Raw genomic sequence first — 26,741 nt, 5'->3', positions numbered from 1 at the left:
TGGAGAGCCTTATGAAATTGCTGGTGGTGGAAGATGAGGCGCTGCTGCGTCATCACCTGTTTACCCGCCTGACCGACAGCGGCCACGTGGTCGAAGCTGTGGCCAACGCCGAAGAGGCGCTTTACCAGGTCGGTCAATTCAACCATGACCTGGCGATTATCGACCTGGGCCTGCCCGGCATGGGCGGCCTGGACCTGATCCGCCAACTGCGCAGCCAGGCCAAAACGTTTCCGATCCTAATCCTCACCGCGCGCGGCAACTGGCAGGACAAGGTCGAAGGCCTGGCCGCCGGCGCTGACGACTACGTGGTCAAACCATTCCAGTTCGAAGAGTTGGAGGCGCGCATGAACGCCTTGCTGCGCCGCTCCAGCGGGTTTACCCAATCGACTATCGTTGCCGGGCCCTTGCTGCTGGACCTCAACCGCAAGCAAGCGTCCCTCGACGAACAGCCCCTGGCGCTGACCGCCTACGAATACCGCATCCTTGAATACCTGATGCGCCATCACCAGCAAGTTGTCGCCAAAGACCGCTTGATGGAACAGCTTTACCCCGACGACGACGAGCGCGATCCAAACGTCATTGAAGTCTTGGTCGGCCGCCTGCGCCGCAAGCTGGAAGGCCCCACAGGGTTCAAGCCGATCGACACCGTGCGTGGCCTGGGCTACCTGTTCAATGAGCGCTGCCGTTGATCCGCTCGTTACGTGTGCGTTTGATGCTGGCGGCAGCGACCCTGGCCGTGTTGTTCATGTTGGGCTTGTTGCCGGCCATGCAGGGCGCTTTCAGTCTGGCGTTGCAGGACTCCATCGAACAGCGCCTGGCGTCGGACGTGACGACGCTGATCTCCGCCGCGCGGGTCGAAAACAACCGCCTGCTGATGCCTGCGCAGTTGCCGGACGAACGTTTCAACCTGACCGATAGCCGTCTGCTCGGCTATATCTACGACCGCGAAGGCCACTTGGTGTGGCGCTCGCGGGCTACCCGGGAAGAAAACATCAACTACAAGCCGCGCTATGACGGGCGAGGCAATGAATTCGCCAGGATTCGCGAAGCGGACGGCCAGGAGTTCTTCGTCTATGACGTGGAGGTCAAGCTGCTCGGCGGCAAGAGCGCGGCGTTCAGTATCGTCGCCCTGCAACCGGTGCGCGAATACCAGCTGACCCTAGAAGGCCTGCGCGAAAACCTCTACTTGGGCTTCGGCGCGGCGTTGCTGGTGCTGCTGACGTTGCTGTGGCTGGGCCTGACCTGGGGCCTCCAAGCCCTGCGGCGGCTGAGTCAGGAGCTTGACCAGATCGAAGGCGGCACCCGCGAAAGCCTGTCCGAACAACACCCACGTGAATTGCTGCGCCTTACCGGCTCCCTCAACCGCTTGCTGCACAGTGAGCGTGAACAACGTACGCGATACCGCGACTCCCTCGATGACTTAGCTCACAGCCTGAAAACCCCGCTCGCCGTGTTGCAAGGCGTGAGTGAAGACATGGCCAAGCGCCCAGAAGACCGCGATCAGGCCTGGGTGCTGCAATCGCAGATCGAACGCATGAGCCAGCAGATCAGCTACCAGTTGCAGCGCGCCAGTTTGCGCAAAAGCGGCCTGGTGCGCCATCAAGTGCGCCTGGAACCGGTGCTGCAAAGCCTGTGCGATACCTTGGGCAAGGTCTACCGTGACAAGGGTGTCAGGGTGTCCTTTGAACTGCCGCACGCCTGCGATGTGCCGATCGAGAAGGGTGCCTTGCTCGAATTGCTCGGCAACCTGCTGGAAAACGCCTATCGGCTGTGCCTGAGTGAAGTGCGAGTTAGTCTGGTCGAGAACCTCGAAGGCATTGAGTTGTGCATAGAAGATGACGGACCAGGCGTGCCGCCAGATCAGCGCGCGCGGATTTTGCAACGGGGCGAGCGGCTGGACCGCCAGCATCCGGGGCAGGGGATTGGGTTGGCGGTGGTCAAGGACATCATAGAAAGCTACGGCGCGCGACTGACCCTGGGAGATTCACCGCTGGGTGGCGCGGCGTTCAAGATCCACTTTCCATCTGTGTGATATTCAGTGGCTGGGCTGACCCTATCGGGGGCAAGCCCTCTCCCGCATTTTGAATTTATTCAAGCATCAAACTTTGTAAACGCAGTCAAAGGTGGGAGGGGGCTTGCCCCCGATGAGGCCCTCACACACAACGCCTCTCTAACTCTCCCGTGCGCGATAGGCCCCCGGCGTTAACCCTGTCCACTTCTTGAACGCCCGATGAAATGCCGACGGTTCGGAAAATCCCAACTGCTCGGCAATCTCATGCAACGACAAATCCGCCCGTCCCAGATGGTAGATGGCGATGTCCCGCCGCAACTCATCTTTGAGCGCCTGAAAGCTGGTGCCTTCTTCGCGCAAATGCCTGCGAAGGGTTTGTGGGCTGATGTGCAAGTGCTGAGCGACGGCTTCCAGATCCGGCCACGGCGTGCGATCGCGGCTCAGTAGGCGTCGCAACTGACTGCTCAAGCTATCGCCTTCATCCGGGCGTGACAGCAGGTCAGCGGGAGAGCGCTCCAGAAAGTGCTTGAGGGTGCGCTCATCCTGCAGCAGCGGCATGTTCAGGTAGCGGGCAGGGAACACCAGGCTACTGTTCGGCGAACCGAACACCCGGTCGCAGGGGAACAGCAGGTCATATTCGCTGGAGTGGGCCGGCATCGGGTAGCTGAACGTGGCCTGGTGCAGTCGGATGCGCTGGCCGATCAGCCAACTGCCCAGGCGGTGCCAGATCACCAGCAGGCATTCGCTGAGGAAGTGATCCGGGTCCCACAGTTGGGAGTCATCCAGGCTCAGGCGGGCCATTTCGCCTTCCCGTGTGAGCTGCCAACGCGGGCCTTGTGGGAATAGGCTATAAAATAATAAGCCGCGTTCCAGGGCTTTCTCCAGCGTGCGGCAGTGGATCAACGCATGGCACATCATGGCGAAAGTGCCACGTTTGCTCGGACCGTCGGCAAAGCCCAGGTATTCGTCGTCCAACGCCAGCCAAAGCATCTGGAGCAACCGGGTAAATTGCTCCGGCGCAATGCGGGCGCGAGGTTCAGTCAACTGCTCGGGGGTGATGCCCAACTGTTGCAGCAGGCCCGAATAATCGTAACCGGCCCGACGCGCTCCGCCCAGGGCGGCCCGTGCGTAGTGACTGGCGATGGTGCGTTCACGCATGCGGGGCCCTCGTCCATGGAATGGCGGATGGTAGTCAGCACCTGGCAAGGCGACAAGGCGGATATCCGCCAAATTGTAGGACGCGATTGGGTGCGGTGGCGGAAATTCGCCAACCGATTTGGCGCCTGGCGAGGCGTCTGAAAACCATCAGCCCTGATGCCTAAAGGCCTTTAGGGCTTTTGAGCAAAGTGGCACGGCGTTTGCGATAAGGATTACAGCGCAGGCCTGGACCTACAGGCTTCGCAAACAACAAATCCCTCCAGTGCAGGAGGGTTCGCAATTCAAGTGTCGTGGGCAATGGCGGATATTTGCCACACGGGACGATTGAGGAATTTTGCAATGACGACTCGTCAGCCAATCTACAAATCCCTGTATTTCCAGGTGATCGTTGCAATCGTTATCGGTATTTTGCTCGGTCACTTCTACCCGCAAACCGGTGTGGCCCTTAAGCCACTGGGTGACGGGTTTATCAAACTGATCAAAATGGTCATCGCCCCGATCATCTTCTGCACCGTTGTCAGCGGCATCGCTGGCATGCAAAGCATGAAATCGGTCGGCAAAACCGGCGGCTACGCGCTGCTGTACTTCGAAATCGTTTCCACCGTCGCCCTGCTGATCGGCCTGATCGTGGTGAACGTCGTGCAACCGGGCGCCGGCATGCACATCGACGTAGCGACCCTGGACGCTTCCAAAGTCGCTGCCTATGTGACTGCTGGCGCAGACCAGAGCATCGTTGGCTTCCTGCTTAACGTGATCCCGAACACCATCGTCGGCGCCTTCGCCAACGGCGATATCCTGCAAGTGCTGATGTTCTCGGTGATCTTCGGTTTTGCCCTGCATCGCCTGGGTGCCTACGGCAAGCCGGTGCTGGACTTCATCGATCGCTTCGCCCACGTGATGTTCAACATCATCAACATGATCATGAAGCTCGCGCCACTTGGTGCCCTGGGCGCCATGGCGTTCACCATCGGTGCCTACGGTGTAGGTTCCCTGGTGCAGTTGGGCCAACTGATGATCTGCTTCTACATCACTTGCCTGTTGTTCGTGCTGGTGGTGCTGGGCGGTATCTGCCGCGCTCACGGTTTCAGCGTCATCAAGCTGATCCGCTACATCCGTGAAGAGCTGCTGATCGTATTGGGTACTTCCTCCTCCGAGTCCGCACTGCCACGCATGCTGATCAAGATGGAGCGTCTGGGTGCCAAGAAATCCGTAGTAGGTCTGGTAATCCCGACTGGCTACTCCTTCAACCTTGACGGTACTTCGATCTACCTGACCATGGCTGCCGTGTTCATCGCTCAAGCGACTGACACCCACATGGACATCACCCACCAGATCACTCTGCTGCTGGTGCTGCTGCTGTCCTCCAAAGGCGCTGCTGGCGTGACCGGTAGTGGCTTCATCGTTTTGGCTGCAACCTTGTCGGCTGTAGGCCACCTGCCGGTTGCCGGCTTGGCGCTGATCCTGGGTATCGACCGCTTCATGTCCGAAGCCCGCGCACTGACCAACCTGGTCGGTAACGCCGTTGCCACCATCGTTGTGGCTAAGTGGGTCAAGGAACTGGACACCGACAAGCTGCAAAGCGAGCTGGCGTCTGGCGGTACCGGTATCTCCGAAACCCGCGAAATCGATGACCTGGGCGTGGCCGAAGGCCCTGCACCTGTCGTCAAGTAAGCCGCTGAAGGCGTGAGCCCACGCTAGCAGCTATACGCAAACGCCCCGACTGGTTCGGGGCGTTTGCGTTTCTGCTCGGCCACTTTTGAATCGCTTTGCTTTACAGTAAATGAATATTTCATCAACAACGCTGGCGGGAGACTGAATGGACAGTGTGGATTTGAATGTCCTGCGCAGCGTGCTGGAATGGCGCCGCGCTGGACAGCGAGTGGTGTTGTACAGCGTGGTCCAGACCTGGGGCAGTGCACCGCGTCCGCCGGGGGCAATGCTAGCCCTGCGGGGCGACGGCGTGGTGATTGGCTCGGTTTCCGGTGGTTGCATCGAGGATGACTTGATCGCGCGGTTGCAGGACGGCCGCTTGCCTGATGACGGCCCGCCGGTACAACTGGTGACCTACGGCGTTACACGCGACGAAGCTGCGCGTTTTGGGTTGCCGTGCGGCGGCACGCTGCGCTTGACCGAGGAGCGGGTGGATGACTGGGGCTGGGTAGAGATGTTACTGGCGCGCTGCGAGGATCATCAGATTGTTGCTCGGGAGCTAAACCTGGCAACCGGCGAAGTGACCCTGAGCGGCGCGAGCAAGACTGATGTGGTGAGTTTCGACGGTGAACGCTTGCGCGCCATCTATGGACCACGCTGGCGCCTGCTGCTGATCGGCGCCGGGCAACTGTCGCGCTATGTGGCGGAAATGGCGCGTTTGCTGGATTTCGAAGTGCTGATCTGCGACCCGCGCGAAGAGTTCGTGTATGGCTGGGAAGAGCAACATGGCCGCTTCGTGCCGGGTATGCCTGATGAGGCAGTGTTGAATATCCAGACCGACGAACGCACGGCGATTGTCTGCCTCACACACGACCCGCGCCTGGATGACATGGCGTTGCTGACGGCGTTGAACTCCAATGCCTTCTATATCGGCGCGCTAGGTTCAAGGGTCAATACCCAGAAGCGCCGTGAAAACCTCGCCGCACTGGGTTTGTCGGCGGAGGCGATTGCCCGCTTGCATGGGCCGATTGGTTTGCATATCGGCAGCCATACGCCGGCGGAAATCGCGCTGTCGCTGATGGCGGAAATTGTCGCAATCAAGAACGGCGTGGCGCCTATGCAGAAAAAGCCTTTGCCGGTGGTAGCTGAGTGACCGTGACGGCGATTGTGCTGGCGGCAGGGCAGGGCAGCCGCTTCCGCGCAGAAGCTGGGGCCGACCAGGATAAATTGCTGGCGCTCTGTGTAGGTCGCGATGGCGTGACGCGACCGGTGATCGAGCAGGTGCTGTTGAATCTGCCGGAAGACGTAGTGGAGCGCTGGGTGGTGACCTCGCCAGATCGTTCGGAGGTCATTCGGTTGGCGAAGGTGTATGGCTGCAAGGTCTTGCTGCTGCAGTCGGCTGGCATGGGCGACAGTATTGCCGCAGCTGTCGCGGCCAGTGCTTCGGCGCAGGGTTGGCTGGTGGTACTGGGGGATATGCCGTTTATTCAAGCGTCGACGATCGAGCGCGTGATAGACGGCCTGGATAGCATCAATGTGCCGGTACATGCCGGTCAGTATGGCCACCCGGTTGCCTTTGCCCGTGCATTTGGGCCCGCCTTGATGGCGCTGAGTGGCGATCGTGGTGCCAAAGCGTTATTTGTACAGGCTGTTTTGAAGGAGGTGCGGGTGGAGGATTCCGGTGTTTTGTGGGATGTGGATGTGCCCGCGTTATTGCATTACCGCTGACCGGCAGACAAAAAAAAGCCCCGCCTGATCACTCAGGCGGGGCTTTTTAGTGGCTGATGGAATCAGACGAGGGGTTTAGGCTCGTGCTCTTCTTCCAGGGCCTTGTGCTCTACCACGGCTTCAGCAACCGGAGCAGGCGCTTCGACAGCTTCGACTAAAGCCGGAGCGGCGGCGGCAGCAGCAGCGGCGGCTGCCTCAGCTTCCTTGCGGCGACGACGCACTTCACGTGGATCGTTCGGCGCACGGCCGTTTTCGCTCAAGGCGCTGGCAGGAGCAGCTTCAACCACGGGTGCTTCAACTTCAGCAACAACCGGGGCTTCAACAGCCACTGGTGCAGGCTCGGCAACTACGACTTCAACCACCGGTGCTGGCGCTTCCTCTACAACAGGCGCAGGCGCGGGAGCTTCGACCGGGGCGGCAGGTTCGGCAGTCCATTGGAAGGCGGTCTGTTCTTCGCGAACTTCACGCACCGCTGGGGCAGCCTCTTCGACAGCCGGAGCTTCAACTACGGCTTCAACCACTGGCTGAGGTTCAACAACCGGCGCAGGTTCAATGGCGACCGCTTCGGTTTCTGGCTGGGCGTCGCGAACCGGGGCTACTTCCACTTCCGGAACCACTGGGGCTTCGATCGGGGTAGTTGCCTCAACAGCGGGGGCCTCAACGACCGATGCTTCAACCGCTGGGGTCTCGGCAACTGGTGCTTCTACAGCAGCGGTTTCTTCAACGGCTGCAGTAGCGCGTTCAGCTTGCTCGTGAGCCTGGGCTTCAGCAGGAGCGCTGATGACCGAGCTGGCAACGGCAGCAGTAACGGCCAGGCCGGCAGCCAGTTCGGCACCCGTCGGTTCGTTAGCTTCGTTGGTTGCGCCCTCAGCGTTCTCGCCGGTCTCTTCCGAGCCTTCGATTACGTTGCCGTTGGCATCACGCTGGCGCTCGCGACGGTTGCTGCGACGACGCTGACCACGGGAGCGGCGGCGAGGACGATCGCCTTCGGCGTTGTCCTGACCATCTTCCTGCAGTTGCTCTTCGCCGGTCAGTACTTCTTCCTCTTCGCTGGCGGAAGCAGCTTGCTCGGCGCGTGGTTGACGCTCTTCACGCGGAGGGCGCGGCTGGCGCTCTTCACGGGGGGCGCGTTCTTCACGCGGCTGGCGGGCCGGGCGCTCTTCGGTAGTCGCAGCAGCGGCAGCAGCAACGGCTGGCGCAGCGTCCAGCGGCTCACGCAGTTCACGTACGCGTTCCTCACGCTCGCCACGTGGCTTGCGATCTTCACGCGGAGCACGTGGGGTGCGAGGTGCGCGCTCTTCACGCGGTGCGCGTTCTTCACGGGCTACGGCTGGTGTTTCTTCACGGGCTTCACGAGGCGCACGCTCTTCACGTGGTGCGCGTTCTTCACGCGGTGCCCGTTCTTCGCGCGGCTTGCGCTCTTCGTCACGGCGACCGTTGCGGTTGCGGCTCTGCTGACGGCCGTTGCGACGTTCTTCGTTACGTGCCGGGCGCTCGGAGGCTGGTTTTTCAACTACAACCGGGGCCACAGGCTCTTCTTTGGTAGCGAACAGGCTGACTAGCGATTTCACCAGGCCTTTGAACAGGCTCGGCTCAGGCAGGGCGGCTGGTGCAGCAACCGGTGCGGCAGCTTCAACCGGCACTGGTGCGTTGGCACGGGCTGGCGCGGTTTTCACAGCAGCTTCCTGGCGAACCAGAGTGCGGGTCGCGGCGGCTGGCTGGACTTCTTCCACTTCGGCAGCGGCAGCAGCGATTTCGTAGCTGGACTGGCCGCTGTGGGCTTCCGGGCTGTCGTCACGCAGGCGCTGTACTTCGAAGTGCGGCGTTTCGAGGTGATCGTTCGGCAGGATGACGATACGGGCACGGGTGCGCAGTTCAATCTTGGTGATCGAGTTGCGTTTTTCGTTCAGCAGGAAAGCGGCGACCGGGATTGGCACTTGCGCGCGGACTTCGGCGGTGCGGTCTTTCAGGGCTTCTTCTTCGATCAGGCGCAGGATCGCCAGGGACAGCGATTCAACGTCACGGATGATGCCGGTGCCGTTGCAACGCGGGCAGACGATGCCGCTGCTCTCGCCCAGGGATGGACGCAGGCGCTGACGGGACATTTCCAGCAGGCCGAAGCGCGAGATGCGGCCGACTTGCACGCGGGCACGGTCAGCTTCCAGGCATTCGCGGACTTTCTCTTCCACGGCGCGCTGGTTCTTGGCTGGGGTCATGTCGATGAAGTCGATCACGATCAGGCCGCCGATGTCACGCAGGCGCAGTTGGCGGGCGATTTCTTCAGCCGCTTCCAGGTTGGTCTGCAGGGCGGTTTCTTCGATGTCGCTACCCTTCGTGGCGCGCGCCGAGTTGATGTCGATGGACACCAGTGCTTCGGTCGGGTCGATCACGATGGAGCCACCGGAAGGCAGTTCGACGACGCGCTGGAAAGCGGTCTCGATCTGGCTTTCGATCTGGAAGCGGTTGAACAGCGGAACGCTGTCTTCGTACAGCTTGATCTTACTGGCGTACTGCGGCATCACCTGGCGGATGAAGGTCAGGGCTTCGTCCTGGGCTTCAACGCTGTCGATCAGCACTTCGCCGATGTCCTGGCGCAGGTAGTCGCGGATGGCGCGGATGATCACGTTGCTTTCCTGATAGATCAGGAACGGCGCGGAACGATCCAGGGACGCTTCTTTGATAGCAGTCCACAGTTGCAGCAGGTAGTCGAGGTCCCACTGCATTTCTTCGCTGCTGCGGCCCAGGCCGGCAGTGCGCACGATCAGACCCATGTCGGCCGGTGCGATCAGGCCGTTCAGCGCTTCACGCAGTTCGTTGCGTTCTTCGCCTTCGATGCGGCGGGAAATGCCGCCGGCACGTGGGTTGTTCGGCATCAGCACCAGGTAACGGCCGGCCAAGGAGATGAAGGTGGTCAGGGCGGCGCCCTTGTTGCCACGTTCTTCTTTTTCGACCTGGACGATGACTTCCTGGCCTTCGCTCAGGACGTCCTTGATGTTCACGCGGCCTTCGGGGGCTTTCTTGAAGTATTCGCGGGAGATTTCTTTGAGGGGCAGGAAGCCGTGGCGCTCGGAGCCGAAATCTACAAAGGCAGCCTCAAGGCTTGGTTCGATGCGAGTAATACGGCCTTTATAGATGTTGGCCTTCTTTTGCTCGCGTGCACCGGATTCGATGTCCAGGTCGTAGAGGCGTTGGCCATCTACCAGTGCAACACGCAACTCTTCGGGTTGAGTTGCGTTAATCAGCATTCTTTTCATGTTGTACCGTCGGTTTCCGGGCTGCCGGAAACGGCGTTCGGCACACACGACTTCTCACGGTCGGTGTCAGGTGCGTCAAGAGTGGTTGGCCACTCCAGTGTCCAGCAAAATCGGCCAATTGGGCCGGTATCGCGACGGACGCGTCCTGCTTGTTAGCGGTGGTGACAAAGGCACCACTTCAACAAAAGCTAAGGTCAGGAGGAGGAATCAACCGGCGACTGTGGACGAGATGAAGCGTCTAAATATAAGCCTAGTGCTACACGGTCCGACGGTTGTGCATCTCCACCCTACACGTATCCCTGATAATTCGGGTGCTGCCGCGCGCAGAATCCGCAGCGGGTTGGCATTTACCGTGTACTCCAATGGGGAGTTCACGCTCATGGCTAAACAAGACTGAATGTGGGCGACTGCGCTCTCACTCAGCTCTTAACAGGCGTTGTTTCCGAAGCATTCGCCGTGGTCTGGCACAAGACTGACTGCACTTTGTGAACTGGCCGTAAATATCGGCGCAGAATGCGAGTATTCACTCTGCGTTCTGCACTCGCTTCAGGCCTCATGTCACCTGCGCTTGTTACAATCTCGAACCTTCCAGGGTGGCGAAAGCCCCGTAGGACGGCCTCGCGTCCTGATGAATTGCGATGGTCAGGGCCGGCAGCTTGCCGCAAGTCCTCTGTCCAGGCCGCTTTTGGCGGCGTTCGCGACTATAGCAGCAATGATTAAGTGCTTCAATTCCATAAAAAATTGTTATCATCGCCGCCATGACGACTACCGCCCCCCAGACCCCCAGACCCCCAGCGTCCAGCTGCTTGAGGTCTCGCCGGAATATGCCGGCCAACGCATCGACAACTTTCTCCTGGCCAGGCTCAAAGGCGTGCCCAAGACCTTGATTTACCGCATCTTGCGTAAAGGCGAGGTGCGCGTGAACAAGGGTCGTATCAAGCCCGAGTACAAGCTGCAGGCGGGCGATATCGTGCGTGTGCCGCCAGTGCGCGTGCCTGAGCGGGACGAGCCTGTTCCCCTCGCTCAAGGGCTGCTGCAGCGCCTTGAGGCGTCGATTGTCTTTGAAGACAACAAACTAATCGTGATCAACAAGCCCTGTGGCATTGCTGTGCATGGTGGCAGCGGCCTAACGTTTGGGGTGATCGAAGCCTTTCGCCAGTTGCGCCCGGATGCCAAGGAGCTGGAACTGGTCCATCGCCTGGATCGCGATACTTCCGGCCTGTTGATGATCGCCAAGAAGCGCAGCATGTTGCGGCACCTGCACACCGCCCTGCGGGGTGATGGCGTGGACAAGCGCTACATGGCGTTGGTGCGTGGCAACTGGGCCAGCTCAATCAAAAGCGTTCGTGCGCCGCTTCAGAAGAGCAATCTGCGCTCGGGCGAGCGCATGGTCGAAGTGGACGAGGAGGGTAAAGAAGCCCTGACCCTGTTCAAGGTGCTGCGCCGCTTCGGTGACTTCGCCACCCTGGTCGAGGCCAAACCGGTCACTGGGCGTACCCACCAGATTCGCGTGCATACCTTGCATGCGGGCCATTGCATTGCCGGTGATACCAAGTACGGCGACGAAGACTTTTCCAAGGAAATTAGAGACTTGGGCGGTAAGCGCCTGTTTCTCCATGCCTACATGCTGACTGTGCCGCTGCCTGATGGTGGCGAGCTGAAGTTGCAGGCGCCTGTCGATGAGATGTGGGCCAAGACCGTGGAGCGTTTGAGTGTCGCACCTTGATTACAAGCTGCTGATTTTTGATTGGGATGGGACGCTGGCCAACTCCATTGGTCGCATTGTCGAGTCGATGCACATGGCGTCCACCCGTTCAGGCTTTGCGTTATGCAGCGATCAGGCGGTCAAGGGCATTATTGGTCTGGGGCTGCCTGAAGCCATCCGTACCCTGTATCCCGAAATCAGTGACGCTGAACTGATAGCGTTTCGCGAGCATTACGCTGATCACTACATTGCGCTGGAGGCAGAGCCTTCGCCGCTGTTTGAGGGCGTTGTGCAATCGCTGGCGGCGTTCCGGGCGCAGGGCTACCACTTGGCAGTTGCTACCGGCAAGGCTCGTCGCGGGCTGGATCGGGTGCTCAAGGCTCATGGTTGGGAAGATTACTTCGACATCACCCGTGCTGCGGATGAAACCGCCAGCAAACCTCACCCTCTGATGCTGGAGCAGATCCTTGCCCATTGCGGCGTGTCGCCGCGTGAGGCGCTGATGGTGGGCGATGCTTCCTTCGATCTGATGATGGCGCGCAACGCCGGCATGGACAGCGTTGCAGTCAGCTATGGTGCCCAGTCCGCTGAGGCGTTACAGCAATACGAGCCTAGGGTCACGATTGATCATTTTTCTGAATTGCAGGCCTGGCTCGGTCGGGCTCAATAAGTCTTTGCTGGGGTTGATGGCATGAGTGATGAGTGGAAAGCGCCTGAAAAGGCTGAAAGCGGTGACGACAAGAGTTGGAAGCTGCTGGAGAAGACGCTCCTGGCCAGCGTCCAGGAGCAGCGTCGTGCGCGGCGCTGGGGGATTTTCTTCAAGCTGCTGACCTTTACTTATCTGTTGCTCATGCTGGCGCTGTTCAGCCCGCTGATGGATATGGAAAAGAGCGCAACCCGTGGCGCGAACTACACCGCGCTGATCGAGGTGCGCGGTGTAATTGCCGACAAGGAGCCGGCAAGCGCCGATAACATCGTCGGCAGCCTGCGTGCTGCGTTCGAAGATCCCAAGGTCAAAGGGGTGATACTGCGCATCAACAGCCCGGGCGGCAGCCCGGTGCAATCGGGTTATGTGTATGACGAGATTCGCCGCCTGCGTGGCCTGCACCCGGATATCAAACTGTACGCCGTGATTTCCGATCTGGGTGCTTCGGGTGCTTATTACATCGCCAGTGCCGCTGATCAGATCTATGCCGACAAGGCCAGTCTTGTGGGCTCCATTGGTGTGACGGCGGCCGGTTATGGGTTTGTTGGCACTATGGAGAAGCTGGGTGTTGAGCGCCGCACCTACACCTCGGGCGAGCACAAAGCGTTTCTGGATCCGTTCCAGCCGCAAAAGCCCGATGAAACCCAATTCTGGCAGAGCGTGCTGGATACCACTCATCGCCAGTTCATCGCCAGCGTGAAGCAGGGGCGCGGGGATCGTCTGAAGGATAAAGATCATCCTGAGCTGTTCTCGGGGCTGGTGTGGTCCGGTGAGCAGGCGTTGCCGCTGGGTTTGATCGATGGCCTGGGCAGTGCCAGTTCGGTGGCGCGGGATGTGATTGGCGAGAAGGAGTTGGTGGATTTCACGGTTGAGGAATCGCCGTTTGATCGCTTCTCCAAGAAGCTCGGTGCCAGCGTGGCTGAGAAGCTGGCGCTGTACATGGGCTTCCAGGGGCCGACGCTGCGCTAATATCTCAAGTCTGTCGTAGGTCAAAATGTAGGAGGGGCGGTGCGATGATTCGACTTGCCCCCCGATAGCGGTGGATCAGTCAATCCAAGGTTGGCTGATACGCTTCTAGCGGGGAAAACCCTCTCCCGTATTTGGTATGCGGTGTTCTTAAGGGAGTTGCACGCCTTCGCTGAGTAGCATATCTACCAAGCGAATCAGCGGTAAGCCGACAAGGCTGGTCGCATCTGGCCCGTCGGTGCTTTGGAACAAACTCACGCCCAGCCCTTCCGCCTTGAAGCTGCCCGCGCAGTCATATGGTTGTTCGACACGCAGGTAGCGCTCGATGCGCGCTGCATCCAGCTCGCGCATGTGCACGGTAAAGGGCACGCAGTCGACCTGGCAGTGCCCCGTCTCGCTGTTCAGCAGGGCCAGGCCGGTGAGGAAGCTGACACGCTTGCCGCTGGCGGCCAATAATTGCTCACGCGCATTTTCGAAAGTGTGAGGTTTGCCGATGATGCGGCCTTCCAGTGCGGCGACCTGGTCTGAACCGATGATCAGGTGTCCTGGGTGGCTGGCGGCGAGGGCGCGCGCCTTTGCTTCGGCCAGGCGCTTGACCAGCTCGATGGCGGACTCATTTGCAGCATGGCTTTCGTCGATATCCGGCGAGCTGCAGATGAATGGCAGGTGCAGGCGACTGAGCAATTCCCGGCGATAAACCGAGCTGGAAGCGAGTAATAAAGGCAGCATGTACGACTCCTCAAGGCAGTCGCCGATTCTAGCGGGGCGACCGGCTGACGCACAGGGCTGAATTTCCTTTGACATGGCTGGGTGCATCCCTATAATGCTGCGCCTATGTTGAATGACCCGATTCCACCTCACGTTGACCCGCGCAAATTGGCTGATCGTGGCACTTCCCTTCAAGGTGAATTGCTGCTGGCCGATTTGGAGAGACTCTGCGACCCGCTTTCCGACACTGTCGGTACGGTGCAGGCCAAATTCGTTTTTGAACGAGATGAACGTAAATCTGTGGTAATCCACAGCTTTATCGACACCGAGGTCAAAATGGTTTGCCAGCGTTGTCTTGAGCTGGTCACCCTGCCGATCCACAGCGAGTGCAGTTATGCCGTGGTAAAGGAGGGTGCGAATACCCAGTCGTTGCCGAAAGGTTATGACGTGCTGGAACTGGGCGAAGATCCTTTGGATCTGCATGCACTGATCGAGGAAGAGCTTCTGCTCGCCTTGCCCATTGTGCCTGCTCATCATCCGGAAGAATGCCAGCAGCCGGAGGGTCTCGATGACGAGGCCGAGCCGAGCGAGGACGAGGTAACGCGGTCCAACCCGTTCAGTGTATTGGCGCAGTTAAAGCGTGACCCAAACGTTTAGGAGTTAATCAATTATGGCTGTTCAGCAGAACAAAAAATCCCGTTCCGCCCGTGACATGCGTCGTTCGCACGATGCCCTGACGGCGAGCACTCTGTCTGTAGAAAAAACCACCGGTGAAATTCACCTGCGTCACCACGTATCGCCAGAAGGCGTATACCGTGGCCGTAAAGTGATCGACAAGGGCGCTGACGAGTAATCACTTGTCTGCTCAAGTCATCGCGATTGACGCAATGGGCGGGGACTTCGGTCCCCGCAGCATTGTTCAGGCCTGTATTGCCAGCCTGATTGCTACGCCCTCGCTGCACCTGACCCTCGTCGGTCAACCCTCACTCCTTGAAGAATTGATCGCCAGCCATCCGGTTGTGGATCGCGCGCGCCTGACGATTACGCCGGCCAGCGAAACCATCAGCATGGATGACAAGCCTGCTTCGGCCCTGCGCGGCAAGCCTGACTCTTCAATGCGAGTGGCCTTGGAGTTATTGCGTGATGGCAAGGTGCAAGCCTGTGTCAGTGCAGGTAACACCGGGGCGTTGATGGCACTGTCACGGTATGTGCTCAAGACGCTGCCTGGCATAGACCGGCCCGCGATGGTCGCGGCGATTCCAACGCAGAAAGGCTACTGCCAACTGCTGGACTTAGGTGCGAACGTGGATTGCAGTGCCGAGCACTTGTTCCAGTTCGCCGTGATGGGCTCGGTGGCCGCAGAAGCGCTGGGTATAGCCCGGCCGCGTGTGGCCTTGCTGAATATCGGCACTGAAGACATCAAGGGCAATCAGCAGGTCAAGCTTGCCGCCAGTCTGTTGCAGGGCGCGCGGGGCTTGAATTACATCGGTTTTGTCGAGGGTGACGGTGTTTACCGCGGCGAAGCGGATGTGGTGGTCTGCGATGGGTTTGTCGGCAATATCCTGCTTAAATCCAGCGAAGGCCTGGCGACCATGATCGCTGTGCGCATTGAGGCGTTGTTCAGGCGTAATCTGGTATCGCGCATCGTAGGTGCTCTGGCGCTACCGTTGATGCGGCGTCTGCAGGCCGACCTGGCTCCGGCGCGGCACAATGGTGCGAGCTTTCTGGGGTTGCAGGGGATTGTGGTGAAGAGTCACGGTTCAGCCGGTGTTGAAGGCTTTCAAAGTGCTATTGCGCGGGCCTTGATCGAGATTCAGGAAAACCTGCCGCAACGCTTGCACGGCCGTCTTGAGGATCTGTTGCCTTAGGCGAATTGGCTCGGGAGTGCTTAAATGTGACCGGCCAGTTCAATTGACCATCCAATCTGTCAGTTTCGCGCGCTCCCATAGTCGGCGCGCGCATTTTTGACGACCAGATCATTAGGGGCTTGTTACATGTCTACATCCCTCGCATTCGTCTTTCCAGGGCAGGGTTCGCAGTCCCTCGGCATGTTGGCCGAGCTGGGCGCGCAATACCCGCTGATCCTGGATACCTTCAAGGAAGCTTCCGAGGCCCTGGGTTACGACCTGTGGGCGCTGACCCAGCAGGGGCCGGAAGAGCAGCTCAATCAAACCGATAAAACGCAACCGGCCATCCTGACCGCTTCGATCGCCTTGTGGCGCCTGTGGCTGGCCGAAGGTGGCGCGCGCCCGGCATTCGTCGCCGGTCACAGCTTGGGCGAATACAGCGCCTTGGTTGCTGCGGGCAGCCTGACCCTCGCCGAAGCGGTCAAGCTGGTCGAGCGTCGTGGTCAACTGATGCAGGAAGCCGTTCCGGCCGGGCAGGGCGGCATGGCCGCTATTCTGGGCCTGGACGACGCCGTGGTGATCGAAGCCTGCGCCGAAGCGGCCCAGGGCGAAGTGGTCAGCGCAGTGAATTTCAACTCCCCTGGCCAGGTGGTGATCGCCGGTGCCAAGGCGGCAGTCGAGCGCGCCATCGAAGGCTGCAAGGCGCGTGGCGCCAAGCGTGCGCTGCCGTTGCCGGTGAGCGTGCCGTCCCACTGCGAGCTGATGCGCCCGGCGGCCGAGCGTTTTGCCGAGTCCATCGCAGCCATCAACTGGCAGGCACCGCAAATTCCCCTGGTGCAGAACGTCAGCGCGGCCGTGGCGGTCGACCTCGACACGCTCAAGCGGGACCTGCTGGAGCAACTCTACAAGCCTGTGCGCTGGGTCGAGTCGGTCCAAACCCTGGCCGCCAACGGCGCCACCGAGCTGGTCGAGTGCGGCCCAGGCAAAGTCCTGGCTGGTCTGAACAAGCGTTGCGCCGACGGCGTGTCGACTGCCAACCTCAATACCCCGGATGCCTTCGCTGCTGCTCGTGCGGCGCTGGCCTGATCCCCGAACTTAGGAGAAGCCTGCATGAGTCTGCAAGGTAAAGTTGCACTGGTTACCGGCGCGAGCCGTGGCATTGGCCAGGCTATCGCCCTGGAACTGGGCCGTCAGGGTGCCGTTGTGATCGGCACCGCCACTTCCGCTTCGGGCGCCGAGCGTATCGCCGCGACCCTGAAGGAAAATGGCGTTCAAGGCACTGGCCTTGAGCTGAACGTGACCAGCGATGAGTCTGTGGCTGCTGTATTGGCCGAGATCACTGCACAGTTCGGCGCACCGGCTATTCTGGTGAACAATGCCGGTATCACGCGCGACAATCTGATGATGCGTATGAAAGACGACGAGTGGTACGACGTGGTCGATACCAACCTGAACAGTCTGTTTCGCCTGTCCAAGGGCGTTTTGCGCGGCATGACCAAGGCTCGTTGGGGTCGAATTATCAATATTGGCTCCGTAGTGGGTGCCATGGGCAACGCAGGCCAAGTAAACTACGCAGCTGCCAAGGCTGGTCTGGAAGGTTTCAGTCGTGCTTTGGCACGTGAGGTCGGCTCGCGGTCGATTACGGTCAACTCGGTGGCCCCAGGGTTCATTGACACCGATATGACCCGCGAACTGCCGGAAGCACAGCGTGAAGGCTTGCTGACGCAGATTCCGCTGGGCCGTCTGGGCCAGGCTCAAGAGATCGCGAATGTGGTCACTTTCCTGGCATCCGACGGTGCGGCATACGTGACTGGGGCTACAATCCCGGTGAACGGCGGGATGTACATGAGTTAAATTGTGACGGATCGCTTCAAAAAAATGTCATACGAGCTGTCTAAAATCCGTTATAAAGCTGCAACTTAATTTATAGGCAGGTGGCGGACCGGGTACAGGGTGAAGCTTTCAGTTGAAAAGCTGAAAAGGCTTTCTATACACTTACCCACTGGCCAGCTGCCTGAATTTGTCCATTAGGAGTTAAACAAGGTATGAGCACCATCGAAGAGCGCGTCAAGAAAATCGTTGCCGAGCAACTGGGCGTCAAAGAAGAAGAAGTGACCAACACTGCTTCCTTCGTAGAAGACCTGGGTGCCGATTCCCTTGACACCGTTGAGCTGGTGATGGCTCTGGAAGAGGAATTCGAGACCGAAATCCCGGACGAAGAAGCTGAAAAAATCACTACTGTTCAAGCTGCTATCGACTACGTTACTGCCCACCAGGCGTAATAGTTTGTAGTCGTCGCTTGCTGTTAGGGAAAACCGCACTGCTGTAACGGCGTGCGGTTTTTTCTTTAGCGGTGATGAAAAAGTAAGCTCTGAAGCAAAGTGTCGTCATTAGAAAAAGGAGAGTGCTGTGTCGCGTAGACGCGTCGTAGTCACCGGTATGGGTATGTTGTCGCCACTGGGTACGGATGTGCCGAGCAGTTGGCAGGGCATTCTGGCTGGCCGCAGTGGTATTGGTCTGATCGAACACACGGACCTTTCTGCCTATTCCACCCGTTTTGGCGGCTCGGTAAAGGGGTTCAATGTCGAGGAATACCTCTCGATCAAAGAGTCCCGCAAACTCGACCTGTTCATTCAATACGGCCTGGCAGCCGGTTTTCAGGCAGTGCGTAACGCCGGCCTGGAAGTCACTGATGCCAACCGTGAGCGCATCGGCGTGGCGATGGGGTCTGGTATTGGTGGTCTGACCAATATCGAAGAAACCAGCCGCACGCTGCACGATACTGGCCCTCGTCGAATTTCACCGTTCTTCGTGCCTGGCTCGATCATCAATATGATTTCCGGCTTCCTGTCCATCCACCTGGGTGCACAGGGACCGAACTACGCCATCGCTACTGCGTGCACCACCGGCACGCATTGCATCGGCATGGCAGCACGCAACATTGCCTACGACGAAGCCGACGTGATGATCGCCGGCGGTGCCGAAATGGCAGCCTGCGGCCTGGGTATGGGCGGCTTTGGCGCGTCCCGTGCGCTGTCGACCCGCAATGACGAGCCGACCCGCGCCAGCCGCCCATGGGACAAGGGTCGTGACGGCTTCGTACTGTCCGATGGTGCCGGTGCCCTGGTGCTGGAGGAGTTGGAGCACGCTAAGGCGCGCGGAGCCACCATCTATGCCGAGCTGATCGGCTTTGGCATGAGCGGCGACGCCTACCACATGACCTCGCCACCGTCTGACGGTGCCGGCGCTGCGCGCTGCATCACCAACGCATTGCGTGATGCGAAGGTCAATGTCGATCAGGTGCAGTACATCAACGCCCATGGCACTTCGACCCCGACCGGTGACTTGGCGGAAGCTGAGGCCATCAAGTCGGTGTTCGGCGAGCACGCGTACAAGCTGGCTGTCAGCTCCACCAAGTCCATGACCGGTCACCTGCTGGGTGCGGCGGGCGCGGTCGAGGCGATCTTCAGCGTGATGGCCATCAAGGATCAGGTCGCTCCGCCGACCATCAACCTGGATGAGCCGGATGAAGGCTGCGACCTGAACTTCGTACCGCACGAGCCGCAACAGATGCCGATCGACGTTGCGATCTCCAACTCGTTCGGATTTGGTGGCACCAACGGTTCCCTGGTGTTCCGCCGGTACGCCGAGTGATGCACAGCTGGGTCGACGGTCAGCCAGCGGACAGCGTGCCCCTGAAAGATCGTGGCCTGGCGTATGGCGATGGCCTGTTCGAGACCGTCGCCGTCAAGGCCGGGCAGCCCCTGCTACTCGACCGCCACCTGCAGCGCCTTGATGAGGGCTGCAGGCGCTTTGCGTTCGTGGTCGATCTCGGGTTGATCCGCAACGAAGTGCATGCCTATGCCGCCGCCCTCGGTGACGGTGTCCTCAAGCTGATCCTTACCCGTGGCGACAGCCTGCGCGGTTACGGCATCAATCCCGACGCACCTGTGCGCCGTATCCTGCAGGGCAGTCCGCCCGCCACCTATCCCCACGCCCATGGAGCCGACGGCATTCGCCTGTTTCCGTGCGCTACCCGTTTGGCGGAGCAGCCCTTGCTGGCCGGCCTGAAGCACCTTAACCGCCTGGAGCAGGTGATCGCGCGTGCCGAATGGCAAGATGTCGAACATGCCGAAGGTTTGATGCTTGATATGTCCGGCCGCGTAATTGAGGGCGTATTCAGCAATCTGTTTCTCGTGCGTAACGGCTTGTTACTAACCGCCGATCTGAGGCGTTGCGGTGTCGCGGGCGTGATGCGTGCCGAGATCCTAGACCAGGCACAATTGCTGGGCATCCCGGTGGCCGTGGCCGACATCACTGTCGAGCAACTGCAGCAGGCCGACGAAGTCTTTGCCTGTAACAGCGTGTATGGCATTTGGCCGGTGCGCGGCTGTGCTGCGATGAGCTGGCCGGTTGGGCCGCTCACCCGTAAACTGCAGGGCATTGTTCGCGCGCTATTGGATATCTGAGTTGATACGAAAACTGGTTGTACTGCTGCTGATCGGTCTGTTCTCGGCGGCTTTGCTGTTGGGGGTCTGCGCCTGGAAATACGACGCTGCCTTGAAGCAGCCGCTGAATCTGACCCAAGAGCAGTTGCTCGATGTGCCGGCAGGGGCGACTCCGACCGGCACCTTCAATCGACTGGAAGCCGACGGCGTGATCGACGGAGCCTTCTGGCTGCGTCTGTATTGGCGCTTTAACCTCGACGGCCAACCGCTGCATAGCGGCGAATACCGCATGACGCCCGGCATGACCGCCGAAGGCCTGATTGGCCTCTGGCAGCGTGGCGACGTGGTGCAATACAGTCTGACACTGGTGGAAGGCTGGAACTTCCGCCAAGTGCGTTCGGCCCTGGCCAAGCATGAAAAGATCGTACAGAGCCTCTCCGGCCTGAGTGACAGCGAAGTGATGGAGAAACTTGGTCACCCTGGGGTGTTTCCCGAAGGGCGATTCTTCCCGGATACGTATCGGTTCGTGCGCGGCATGACCGACGTCGAATTCCTTAAAAAAGCTTACAACCGCCTGGACGACGTACTGGCCCAGGAATGGAGCAAGCGCGCCCCCGATGTGCCGTACACCGACCCTTATCAAGCGCTGATCATGGCGTCTCTGGTGGAAAAAGAGACCGGTGTGCCGGAGGAGCGTGGCCAGATTGCCGGTGTGTTCGTCCGCCGTCTGAAGATCGGCATGCTGCTGCAGACCGACCCTACGGTGATCTACGGCCTGGGTGAGCGTTACAATGGCAAGTTGACGCGCGCTCACCTCAAGGAATCCAACCCTTACAACACCTACATGATTGCCGGGCTGCCGCCGACGCCAATCGCCATGGTCGGCCGCGAGGCTATCCATGCCGCATTGAACCCGGTGCCTGGCAGCAGCCTGTATTTCGTCGCCCGTGGCGATGGCAGTCATATTTTCTCCGATGACCTGGGTGCGCATAATGCCGCCGTGCGTGAGTTCCAGCTCAAACGCCGTGCCGATTACCGCTCGAGTCCGGCACCGGTGGTAAAACCGCCGGAAGATGCAACGCCGCCAACGGAAGCGCCCGCCGAGCCCGTGCTGGACACCACCGCGCCGCAAAGCCGGCAATGACTCTGACTAAGGACTGCCTGTGACTGGCTTGTTTATTACCCTGGAAGGCCCGGAAGGCGCCGGCAAAAGCACCAACCGCGATTACTTGGCAGAGCGCTTGCGTGCCGAAGGCATCGAGGTGGTGTTGACCCGTGAGCCCGGCGGTACGCCTTTGGCCGAGCGCATCCGTGAAGTGTTGCTGGCCCCAGGCGAAGAACAGATGAACCCGGACACCGAGCTGCTACTGGTGTTCGCTGCCCGGGCACAACATCTGGCCGAAGTGATTCGCCCGGCCCTGGCCCGCGGTGCCGTGGTGATTTGCGACCGGTTTACCGATTCCACCTACGCCTACCAGGGCGGCGGCCGCGGCTTGTCATTGGCGCGCATCGCTACCCTGGAAACGTTCGTGCAAGGTGATTTGCGTCCTGACCTGACCCTGTTGTTCGACTTGCCCGTAGAAGTGGGCATGGCTCGCGCCAGTGCTCGTGGTCGTCTCGATCGCTTCGAACTCGAAGGCCAGGCGTTCTTCGATGCTGTGCGCAGCGCGTTTCTCAAACGTGCTCAGGTCGAACCTGCTCGCTATCACCTGCTTGACGCATCCCAGCCGTTGGCGAAGGTGCAGCAGGCCATCGACGGCTTGTTGCCAACACTGTTGGAGCGCGCCCGTGGCTGAAGCCTACCCGTGGCAGGACAGTCTCTGGCAACAGTTAGCCGGCCGCGCCCAGCACGCTCATGCCTACTTGTTGCATGGGCCAATCGGTATTGGTAAACGGGCCCTTGCCGAGCGCCTGATGGCCAGCCTGCTGTGCCAGCGTCCGGTTAACTTGGAGGCTTGTGGCCAGTGCAAATCCTGCCTGTTGCTTAAGGCTGGTAGCCATCCGGACAATTACCTGCTGGAGCCCGAGGAAGCCGACAAGGCGATCAAGGTCGACCAAGTGCGTGATCTCGTCAGCTTCGTGGTGCAAACCGCGCAGATGGGCGGGCGCAAGGTGGTGCTGATCGAGCCGGTAGAAGCGATGAACATCAACGCCGCCAACGCCCTGCTCAAAAGCCTGGAAGAACCCTCCGGCGATACTGTGCTGTTGCTCGTGAGCCACCAGTCAAGCCGCCTGTTGCCGACCATCCGCAGCCGCTGCGTGCAGCAGGCCTGTCCGCTGCCAAGCGAGGCGATAAGCCTGCAATGGCTGGCGCAGGCACTGCCAGACTGCTCCGCCGATGAACGTGTCGAACTACTGACCCTGGCCGCCGGTTCGCCCTTGGCGGCAGTGAAGCTGCAAGCCCAAGGCGTGCGTGACCAGCGCGCGCTGGTGGTGGATGGGGTTAAAAAACTCCTCAAGCAGGAACTGTCTGCGACACAACTGGCCGAAAGCGCCTGGAAAGACATTCCCCTGTTGCTGCTGTTCGACTGGTTCTGCGACTGGTCGAGCCTGATCCTGCGGTATCAGTTGACCCAGGATGAAAATGGCCTGGGCCTGCAGGACATGCGCAAGGTGGTGCAGTATCTCGCGCAGAAAAGCGCCCAGGACAAGGTGCTGTCCATCCAGGACTGGATCCTCGCCCAGCGCCAGAAAGTGCTCGGCAAGGCCAACCTCAACCGTGTGCTGTTGCTTGAAGCGCTGCTGGTGCAGTGGGTGGGCTTGCTCGGCCGCCGTTAATTTCCGTGGCCGACGGATGTATCGTCGGCCAGACACTTTCCGTGACTCAAGTTGTAACTTCCTATGCTCGTAGATTCCCACTGCCACCTTGATCGTCTTGACCTCGCCCAGCACGGCGGCTCCCTCGATGCCGCCCTGGAAGCGGCTCGCCAGCGCGGAGTCGGGCATTTCCTGTGCATCGGCGTCAGCGCCGACAACGCCGCCGACGTCAAAGCCTTGGCTGATCGTTATGCCGACGTGGATTGCTCAGTGGGTATCCACCCGCTGGACCTCAAGCCTGGCGAGGCCCCGGCCCTCGACTGGCTGCTGGGCGAACTCAACCATCCGCGTGTAGTGGCCATCGGCGAGACCGGCCTGGATTACCACTACGAACCCGAAGCTGCCGAGTTGCAGCAGGCATCCTTTCGCCTGCATCTGCAAGCCGCCCAGCAGACGGGCAAGCCGGTGATTGTTCATACCCGCGGCGCCCGTGCCGACACGCTCACCTTGCTGCGCGAAGCCGCGTTGCCCCAGGCCGGCGTATTGCACTGCTTCACTGAAGACTGGGACATGGCCAAGGCGGCGTTGGACCTGGGTTTCTATATCTCCCTGTCGGGTATCGTCACTTTTCGCAATGCCGACGCGTTGCGTGACGTGGCCCGCCAAGTCCCGGCCGATCGCCTGTTGGTGGAAACGGACTCGCCGTACTTGGCGCCCATCCCCCATCGCGGCAAGCCGAACCTGCCGGAGTACGTGCGTGATGTGGCGGATTATCTGGCGATGCTGCGGGGTGAGTCCTACGAGCGTTTTGCGCAACAGACTACCGAGAACTTCAAGCGCCTGTTTCCATTGGCTCACGTCGTTTCGTAGATCCAGGGTCAAATTGCGGGCAAAAAAAACCCGGGTTCTGGGGGGTGAATCCGGGTTAAGACCATTAGGAGTAAAGCAAGGGCACACAGTCCGTCGGTACCCAGGTCGGCGCTTCACTTGGGGGAGATGTCACGCCGACAGTTCAAGTATTGATCAGTATCTGATTCAGTCCAGTCGCGACTGATCGTTTTTTAAACAGATTTGGAATACACGCGCTTCGCTTGAGTTCTCATTAGGCCGGTGCACGGGTGCAGTTGTTGCGTATTATTTCTGACTGATAGCCATGAAATCGTTGGCAGTCTGAAAGTAAAGTGCATGGCGGGTTCACATAGACGTTGCCCAACGACCGTTCAGTCGGGATAATCCCTCGCACTGGGTAAATCGTATCGCCATGTAATCTTGGTCATGCGCAACCCTCCCTATTCCGACCTTTGCAGACCTCTTCCTCATGCACAAAGAACCCCGTAAGGTCCGTGAGTTTCGCCGCCGTGAGCAGGAAATTCTCGATACCGCACTCAAATTGTTCCTCGAACAAGGCGAAGACAGCGTCACCGTCGAGATGATCGCGGATGCCGTGGGTATCGGCAAAGGCACGATCTACAAGCACTTCAAGTCCAAGGCGGAGATCTACCTGCGCCTGATGCTCGACTACGAGCGCGACTTGAACGAGCTGCTGCATTCGGCCGATGTCGATAAAGACAAGGAAGCGCTGTCCCGCGCCTACTTCGAGTTCCGTATGCGTGATCCGCAGCGCTATCGCCTGTTCGACCGCCTGGAGGAGAAGGTCGTCAAGGGCCATCAGGTGCCAGAGATGGTCGAAGAGCTGCACAAGATCCGCGCCTCGAACTTCGAACGCCTGACCCTGTTGATCAAGGGCCGCATCAGTGAAGGCAAGCTTGAAGACGTACCTCCTTATTTCCACTATTGCGCGGCTTGGGCCTTGGTGCACGGCGCCGTGGCGCTGTACCACTCGCCATTCTGGAGCAATGTGCTGGAAGACCAGGAAGGTTTCTTCCAGTTCCTGATGGACATTGGCGTACGCATGGGCAACAAGCGCAAGCATAGCGCCGAGCCAGCAGCCGTAGAGTCTTCGCCCGTGGAGACGCCGGCGTCGTAATCTTTACTGCCAGGCGTAGTACCCCAGGAATATACTCAGGCAAGGACCTTGCTAAAAGCTGATTTATCAGTCAGTTTTTAGCGCGCCCGAATCATCCTCTGCCGGAGTGATCCATGATCGTTGATCGTCAAGGCAGGCGTTTTCGCAATTTGCGGATCAGCCTGACTTCAGCCTGCAACTACGCGTGTACCTACTGCGTGCCCAACGGCAAGCGGCTGGTGGCTGCCCAAGACGAACTCTCGGCCGAGGCCATGGCCCGTGGTGTGGCTTACCTGATCGAAGCGGCGGGCATCGACCGACTGCGCATCACGGGTGGCGAGCCGCTGGTCAGCCCCAAGCTGGAAGCCTTCATGGGCGCAGTCGGTGGCATGGGCCTCAGCGATATCAGCTTGACCACCAACGGCCAGTTGCTGGCGCGCAAACTGCCGCTGTTGGTGGATGCCGGCATTCGGCGTATCAACGTCTCTCTCGATACCTTGGACGCGGACGCCTTCCGCAGCATCGCCCGTGGTGGCGACTTGGCCACCGTGCTCGATGGCATGGACCAAGCGCGCGCTGCAGGAATCAAGATCAAGGTCAACATGGTGCCGTTGCGCGGCCAGAACCTCGACCAAGTGATGCCGCTGCTCGACTACTGCCTGGAGCGTGGTTACGAACTGCGATTTATCGAGTTGATGCGCATGGGCCACCTGGCCAAGGATTCCAACGCGTTCCTGCAGCAATTCGTCAGCCTGCAGCAACTGCTCAGCCTGATTGGCGAACATCACGAATACCTGCAAGCCAACGCACCGGTGGACGCAACCGCAGTTCGCTACGAGGTGCCGGGCAAAGGCTACTTTGGCGTGATCGCCAACGAGAGCGTTCCATTCTGCCGTACCTGCTCACGGTTGCGCCTGTCGTCCACCGGCTGGCTGCATGGCTGCTTGTCTTCCAGCAACCGCCACTATGTCGGCGACCTGCTCGACAAACCGCGCCACCAGGCACTGCCGGCACTGCAAGGCTTGCTGATGAAAGCCCTGGGCGACAAACAGGAAGTGGCATTCTCCGGCGGCGCGACGATCATGAAGATCATCGGCGGCTAACGCTATCCCAAGGTTACCCATCACCCAATATGGGAGTTGCCTTCAAGCTGGCGCAGAACCTGCATCTCACGTCCATTCGCCGGTTTTCCGTCACCGGCTTCTGGAGGATTAGGATGCGTAATCTGGTTTTGTTGCTGGCGTCATTGACGCTGAGTGGTTGCATGACCGTCAGCGATATGGCCGAAGGCACCCGCTATCAGATGAGCGACGCCGGGTTGCTTGACCACAGTGATACCCGCCGTACCGCCTCGGTTCGCATACAGCCGGACTCCTTTGTTTTCATCGCGCAGGGTGCCTTCGTGCCGCCGGGCAGCGCCTATCCGCGACCGAACGTGGTGGCCGAAGAAGCCTTCAACGGATTCGTCGAATACTTCCCCATGGTGCGCCGCGCCCGTCAGCCCGAAGGTTTGGAACAGGCGATGGCCGAAGCTCGTGCGGCAGGCGCCCATTACCTGCTGTACTGCCGATTCGCCAAGGCAGATGACCGTATCGGCAACGCCGACGAATGGGCCGATCAAGAGGCTCTGGACCGGGTAGGGCTAGACAGTGGCGTAATCCAGATCATGTTGATCGAGACCAGTACCCAGTATTTGATTGATACTGCACGCATTCGCAGTCGTGGCGGTTTACTGACGTTCCACGACAATCGGCCACAAGACTTGATTGCCCGCCCGCTGGCGCAGTACGCCCGCGGCCTGCTGGGTATGAGCGATCAGTAAGGCCAGATCAAAAAA

At 59.8% G+C, this 26,741-nt stretch carries 26 protein-coding genes; 23 read left to right on the top strand and 3 right to left on the bottom strand.

Annotation, left to right across the window (positions count from 1 at the left end; genetic code table 11):
* The first annotated feature begins 11 nt into the window (after positions 1–11).
* Positions 12–689: a response regulator gene (locus LRO94_RS21755; RefSeq protein WP_032886788.1), complete on the top strand. Its 678-nt coding sequence runs from the start codon at positions 12–14 to the stop codon at positions 687–689.
* Positions 686–2,032 carry an ATP-binding protein gene (locus LRO94_RS21750; protein ID WP_032886789.1) on the top strand — a complete coding sequence of 449 codons (1,347 nt, stop codon included), beginning with the start codon at positions 686–688 and terminating at the stop codon, positions 2,030–2,032. Before LRO94_RS21755 ends, LRO94_RS21750 begins: the two co-directional genes overlap by 4 nt.
* A gap of 138 nt (positions 2,033–2,170) precedes the next feature.
* On the opposite strand, the gene LRO94_RS21745 is transcribed toward LRO94_RS21750, so the two are convergent.
* Positions 2,171–3,169, bottom strand: coding sequence for an AraC family transcriptional regulator (locus LRO94_RS21745; RefSeq protein ID WP_179179993.1), 999 nt, complete (start codon positions 3,167–3,169; stop codon positions 2,171–2,173).
* A gap of 339 nt (positions 3,170–3,508) precedes the next feature.
* Between LRO94_RS21745 and LRO94_RS21740 the strand changes: the two genes are divergently transcribed.
* From LRO94_RS21740 to LRO94_RS21730, 3 genes are all read left to right on the top strand, one after another.
* Positions 3,509–4,840, top strand: coding sequence for a dicarboxylate/amino acid:cation symporter (locus LRO94_RS21740; RefSeq protein ID WP_032886791.1), 1,332 nt, complete (start codon positions 3,509–3,511; stop codon positions 4,838–4,840).
* A 145-nt stretch (positions 4,841–4,985) separates the two neighbouring features.
* Entirely contained in the window at positions 4,986–5,972 is a 987-nt protein-coding gene (locus tag LRO94_RS21735) for an XdhC family protein (protein ID WP_179179994.1), read from the top strand.
* Positions 5,969–6,547, top strand: coding sequence for a nucleotidyltransferase family protein (locus LRO94_RS21730; RefSeq protein WP_179179995.1), 579 nt, complete (start codon positions 5,969–5,971; stop codon positions 6,545–6,547). The genes LRO94_RS21735 and LRO94_RS21730 overlap by 4 nt, the downstream gene beginning before the upstream one ends.
* Positions 6,548–6,609: 62 nt before the next feature.
* Here LRO94_RS21730 and rne read toward each other — a convergent pair whose 3' ends face one another.
* Positions 6,610–9,801, bottom strand: a complete 3,192-nt coding sequence (gene rne / locus LRO94_RS21725; RefSeq protein WP_179179996.1) for a ribonuclease E — start codon at positions 9,799–9,801, stop codon at positions 6,610–6,612.
* A gap of 712 nt (positions 9,802–10,513) precedes the next feature.
* Here rne and rluC point away from each other — a divergent pair.
* From rluC to LRO94_RS21710, 3 genes are read left to right on the top strand one after another with little or no spacing between them, the layout of a single operon-like run.
* A complete protein-coding gene (rluC, locus tag LRO94_RS21720) occupies positions 10,514–11,527 on the top strand; it encodes a 23S rRNA pseudouridine(955/2504/2580) synthase RluC (protein WP_233896886.1) in 1,014 nt (337 codons plus the stop codon).
* A complete protein-coding gene (locus tag LRO94_RS21715) occupies positions 11,514–12,176 on the top strand; it encodes an HAD-IA family hydrolase (protein WP_095185671.1) in 663 nt (220 codons plus the stop codon). Before rluC ends, LRO94_RS21715 begins: the two co-directional genes overlap by 14 nt.
* 21 nt (positions 12,177–12,197) lie before the next feature.
* Entirely contained in the window at positions 12,198–13,181 is a 984-nt protein-coding gene (locus tag LRO94_RS21710; protein WP_122753532.1) for a S49 family peptidase, read from the top strand.
* Between the two features lie 147 nt (positions 13,182–13,328).
* On the opposite strand, the gene LRO94_RS21705 is transcribed toward LRO94_RS21710, so the two are convergent.
* Complete coding sequence (locus LRO94_RS21705; protein ID WP_179179997.1) at positions 13,329–13,907, bottom strand: Maf family protein; 579 nt, start codon at positions 13,905–13,907, stop codon at positions 13,329–13,331.
* Positions 13,908–14,012: 105 nt separating this feature from the next.
* On the opposite strand from LRO94_RS21705, the gene LRO94_RS21700 reads away from it, so the two are divergent.
* From LRO94_RS21700 to LRO94_RS21630, 15 genes are all read left to right on the top strand, one after another.
* Positions 14,013–14,543, top strand: a complete 531-nt coding sequence (locus tag LRO94_RS21700) for a YceD family protein (RefSeq protein WP_032886799.1) — start codon at positions 14,013–14,015, stop codon at positions 14,541–14,543.
* Between the two features lie 13 nt (positions 14,544–14,556).
* Positions 14,557–14,739, top strand: a complete 183-nt coding sequence (gene rpmF, locus LRO94_RS21695) for a 50S ribosomal protein L32 (RefSeq protein ID WP_008152339.1) — start codon at positions 14,557–14,559, stop codon at positions 14,737–14,739.
* A gap of 4 nt (positions 14,740–14,743) precedes the next feature.
* On the top strand, positions 14,744–15,754 hold the full coding sequence (gene plsX / locus LRO94_RS21690) for a phosphate acyltransferase PlsX (protein WP_081797705.1): 1,011 nt from the start codon (positions 14,744–14,746) through the stop codon (positions 15,752–15,754).
* A 126-nt stretch (positions 15,755–15,880) separates the two neighbouring features.
* On the top strand, positions 15,881–16,819 hold the full coding sequence (fabD, locus tag LRO94_RS21685) for an ACP S-malonyltransferase (RefSeq protein ID WP_032886801.1): 939 nt from the start codon (positions 15,881–15,883) through the stop codon (positions 16,817–16,819).
* Positions 16,820–16,843: 24 nt separating this feature from the next.
* Complete coding sequence (gene fabG / locus LRO94_RS21680) at positions 16,844–17,587, top strand: 3-oxoacyl-ACP reductase FabG (RefSeq protein ID WP_032886802.1); 744 nt, start codon at positions 16,844–16,846, stop codon at positions 17,585–17,587.
* A gap of 191 nt (positions 17,588–17,778) precedes the next feature.
* The gene (gene acpP / locus LRO94_RS21675) at positions 17,779–18,015 is read left to right on the top strand and encodes an acyl carrier protein (RefSeq protein WP_010566559.1); all 237 of its coding nucleotides are present in this window, start codon (positions 17,779–17,781) and stop codon (positions 18,013–18,015) included.
* Positions 18,016–18,142: 127 nt separating this feature from the next.
* Positions 18,143–19,387 (top strand): beta-ketoacyl-ACP synthase II, encoded by a 1,245-nt coding sequence (fabF, locus tag LRO94_RS21670; RefSeq protein WP_032886804.1) that lies wholly within the window; start codon positions 18,143–18,145, stop codon positions 19,385–19,387.
* Positions 19,387–20,202, top strand: a complete 816-nt coding sequence (gene pabC, locus LRO94_RS21665) for an aminodeoxychorismate lyase (protein WP_179179998.1) — start codon at positions 19,387–19,389, stop codon at positions 20,200–20,202. The genes fabF and pabC overlap by 1 nt, the downstream gene beginning before the upstream one ends.
* A gap of 1 nt (position 20,203) precedes the next feature.
* On the top strand, positions 20,204–21,325 hold the full coding sequence (gene mltG, locus LRO94_RS21660; RefSeq protein ID WP_179179999.1) for an endolytic transglycosylase MltG: 1,122 nt from the start codon (positions 20,204–20,206) through the stop codon (positions 21,323–21,325).
* A gap of 19 nt (positions 21,326–21,344) precedes the next feature.
* On the top strand, positions 21,345–21,977 hold the full coding sequence (gene tmk / locus LRO94_RS21655) for a dTMP kinase (RefSeq protein ID WP_032886808.1): 633 nt from the start codon (positions 21,345–21,347) through the stop codon (positions 21,975–21,977).
* A complete protein-coding gene (locus LRO94_RS21650) occupies positions 21,970–22,959 on the top strand; it encodes a DNA polymerase III subunit delta' (protein ID WP_122681222.1) in 990 nt (329 codons plus the stop codon). The genes tmk and LRO94_RS21650 overlap by 8 nt, the downstream gene beginning before the upstream one ends.
* A gap of 63 nt (positions 22,960–23,022) precedes the next feature.
* The gene (locus LRO94_RS21645; RefSeq protein ID WP_179180000.1) at positions 23,023–23,808 is read left to right on the top strand and encodes a TatD family hydrolase; all 786 of its coding nucleotides are present in this window, start codon (positions 23,023–23,025) and stop codon (positions 23,806–23,808) included.
* 448 nt (positions 23,809–24,256) lie between these two features.
* Positions 24,257–24,925 carry a TetR/AcrR family transcriptional regulator gene (locus LRO94_RS21640; protein WP_095185662.1) on the top strand — a complete coding sequence of 223 codons (669 nt, stop codon included), beginning with the start codon at positions 24,257–24,259 and terminating at the stop codon, positions 24,923–24,925.
* A gap of 113 nt (positions 24,926–25,038) precedes the next feature.
* Entirely contained in the window at positions 25,039–26,007 is a 969-nt protein-coding gene (locus tag LRO94_RS21635; RefSeq protein WP_122753526.1) for a GTP 3',8-cyclase MoaA, read from the top strand.
* Positions 26,008–26,120: 113 nt separating this feature from the next.
* Positions 26,121–26,726 (top strand): DUF4823 domain-containing protein, encoded by a 606-nt coding sequence (locus LRO94_RS21630; RefSeq protein ID WP_032886814.1) that lies wholly within the window; start codon positions 26,121–26,123, stop codon positions 26,724–26,726.
* The last annotated feature ends 15 nt before the right edge of the window (positions 26,727–26,741 follow it).

It is taken from the genome of Pseudomonas sivasensis, from assembly GCF_021391435.1.
Taxonomy (GTDB): domain Bacteria; phylum Pseudomonadota; class Gammaproteobacteria; order Pseudomonadales; family Pseudomonadaceae; genus Aquipseudomonas; species Aquipseudomonas sivasensis.
This window is presented reverse-complemented; position numbering and strand designations above follow the sequence as displayed.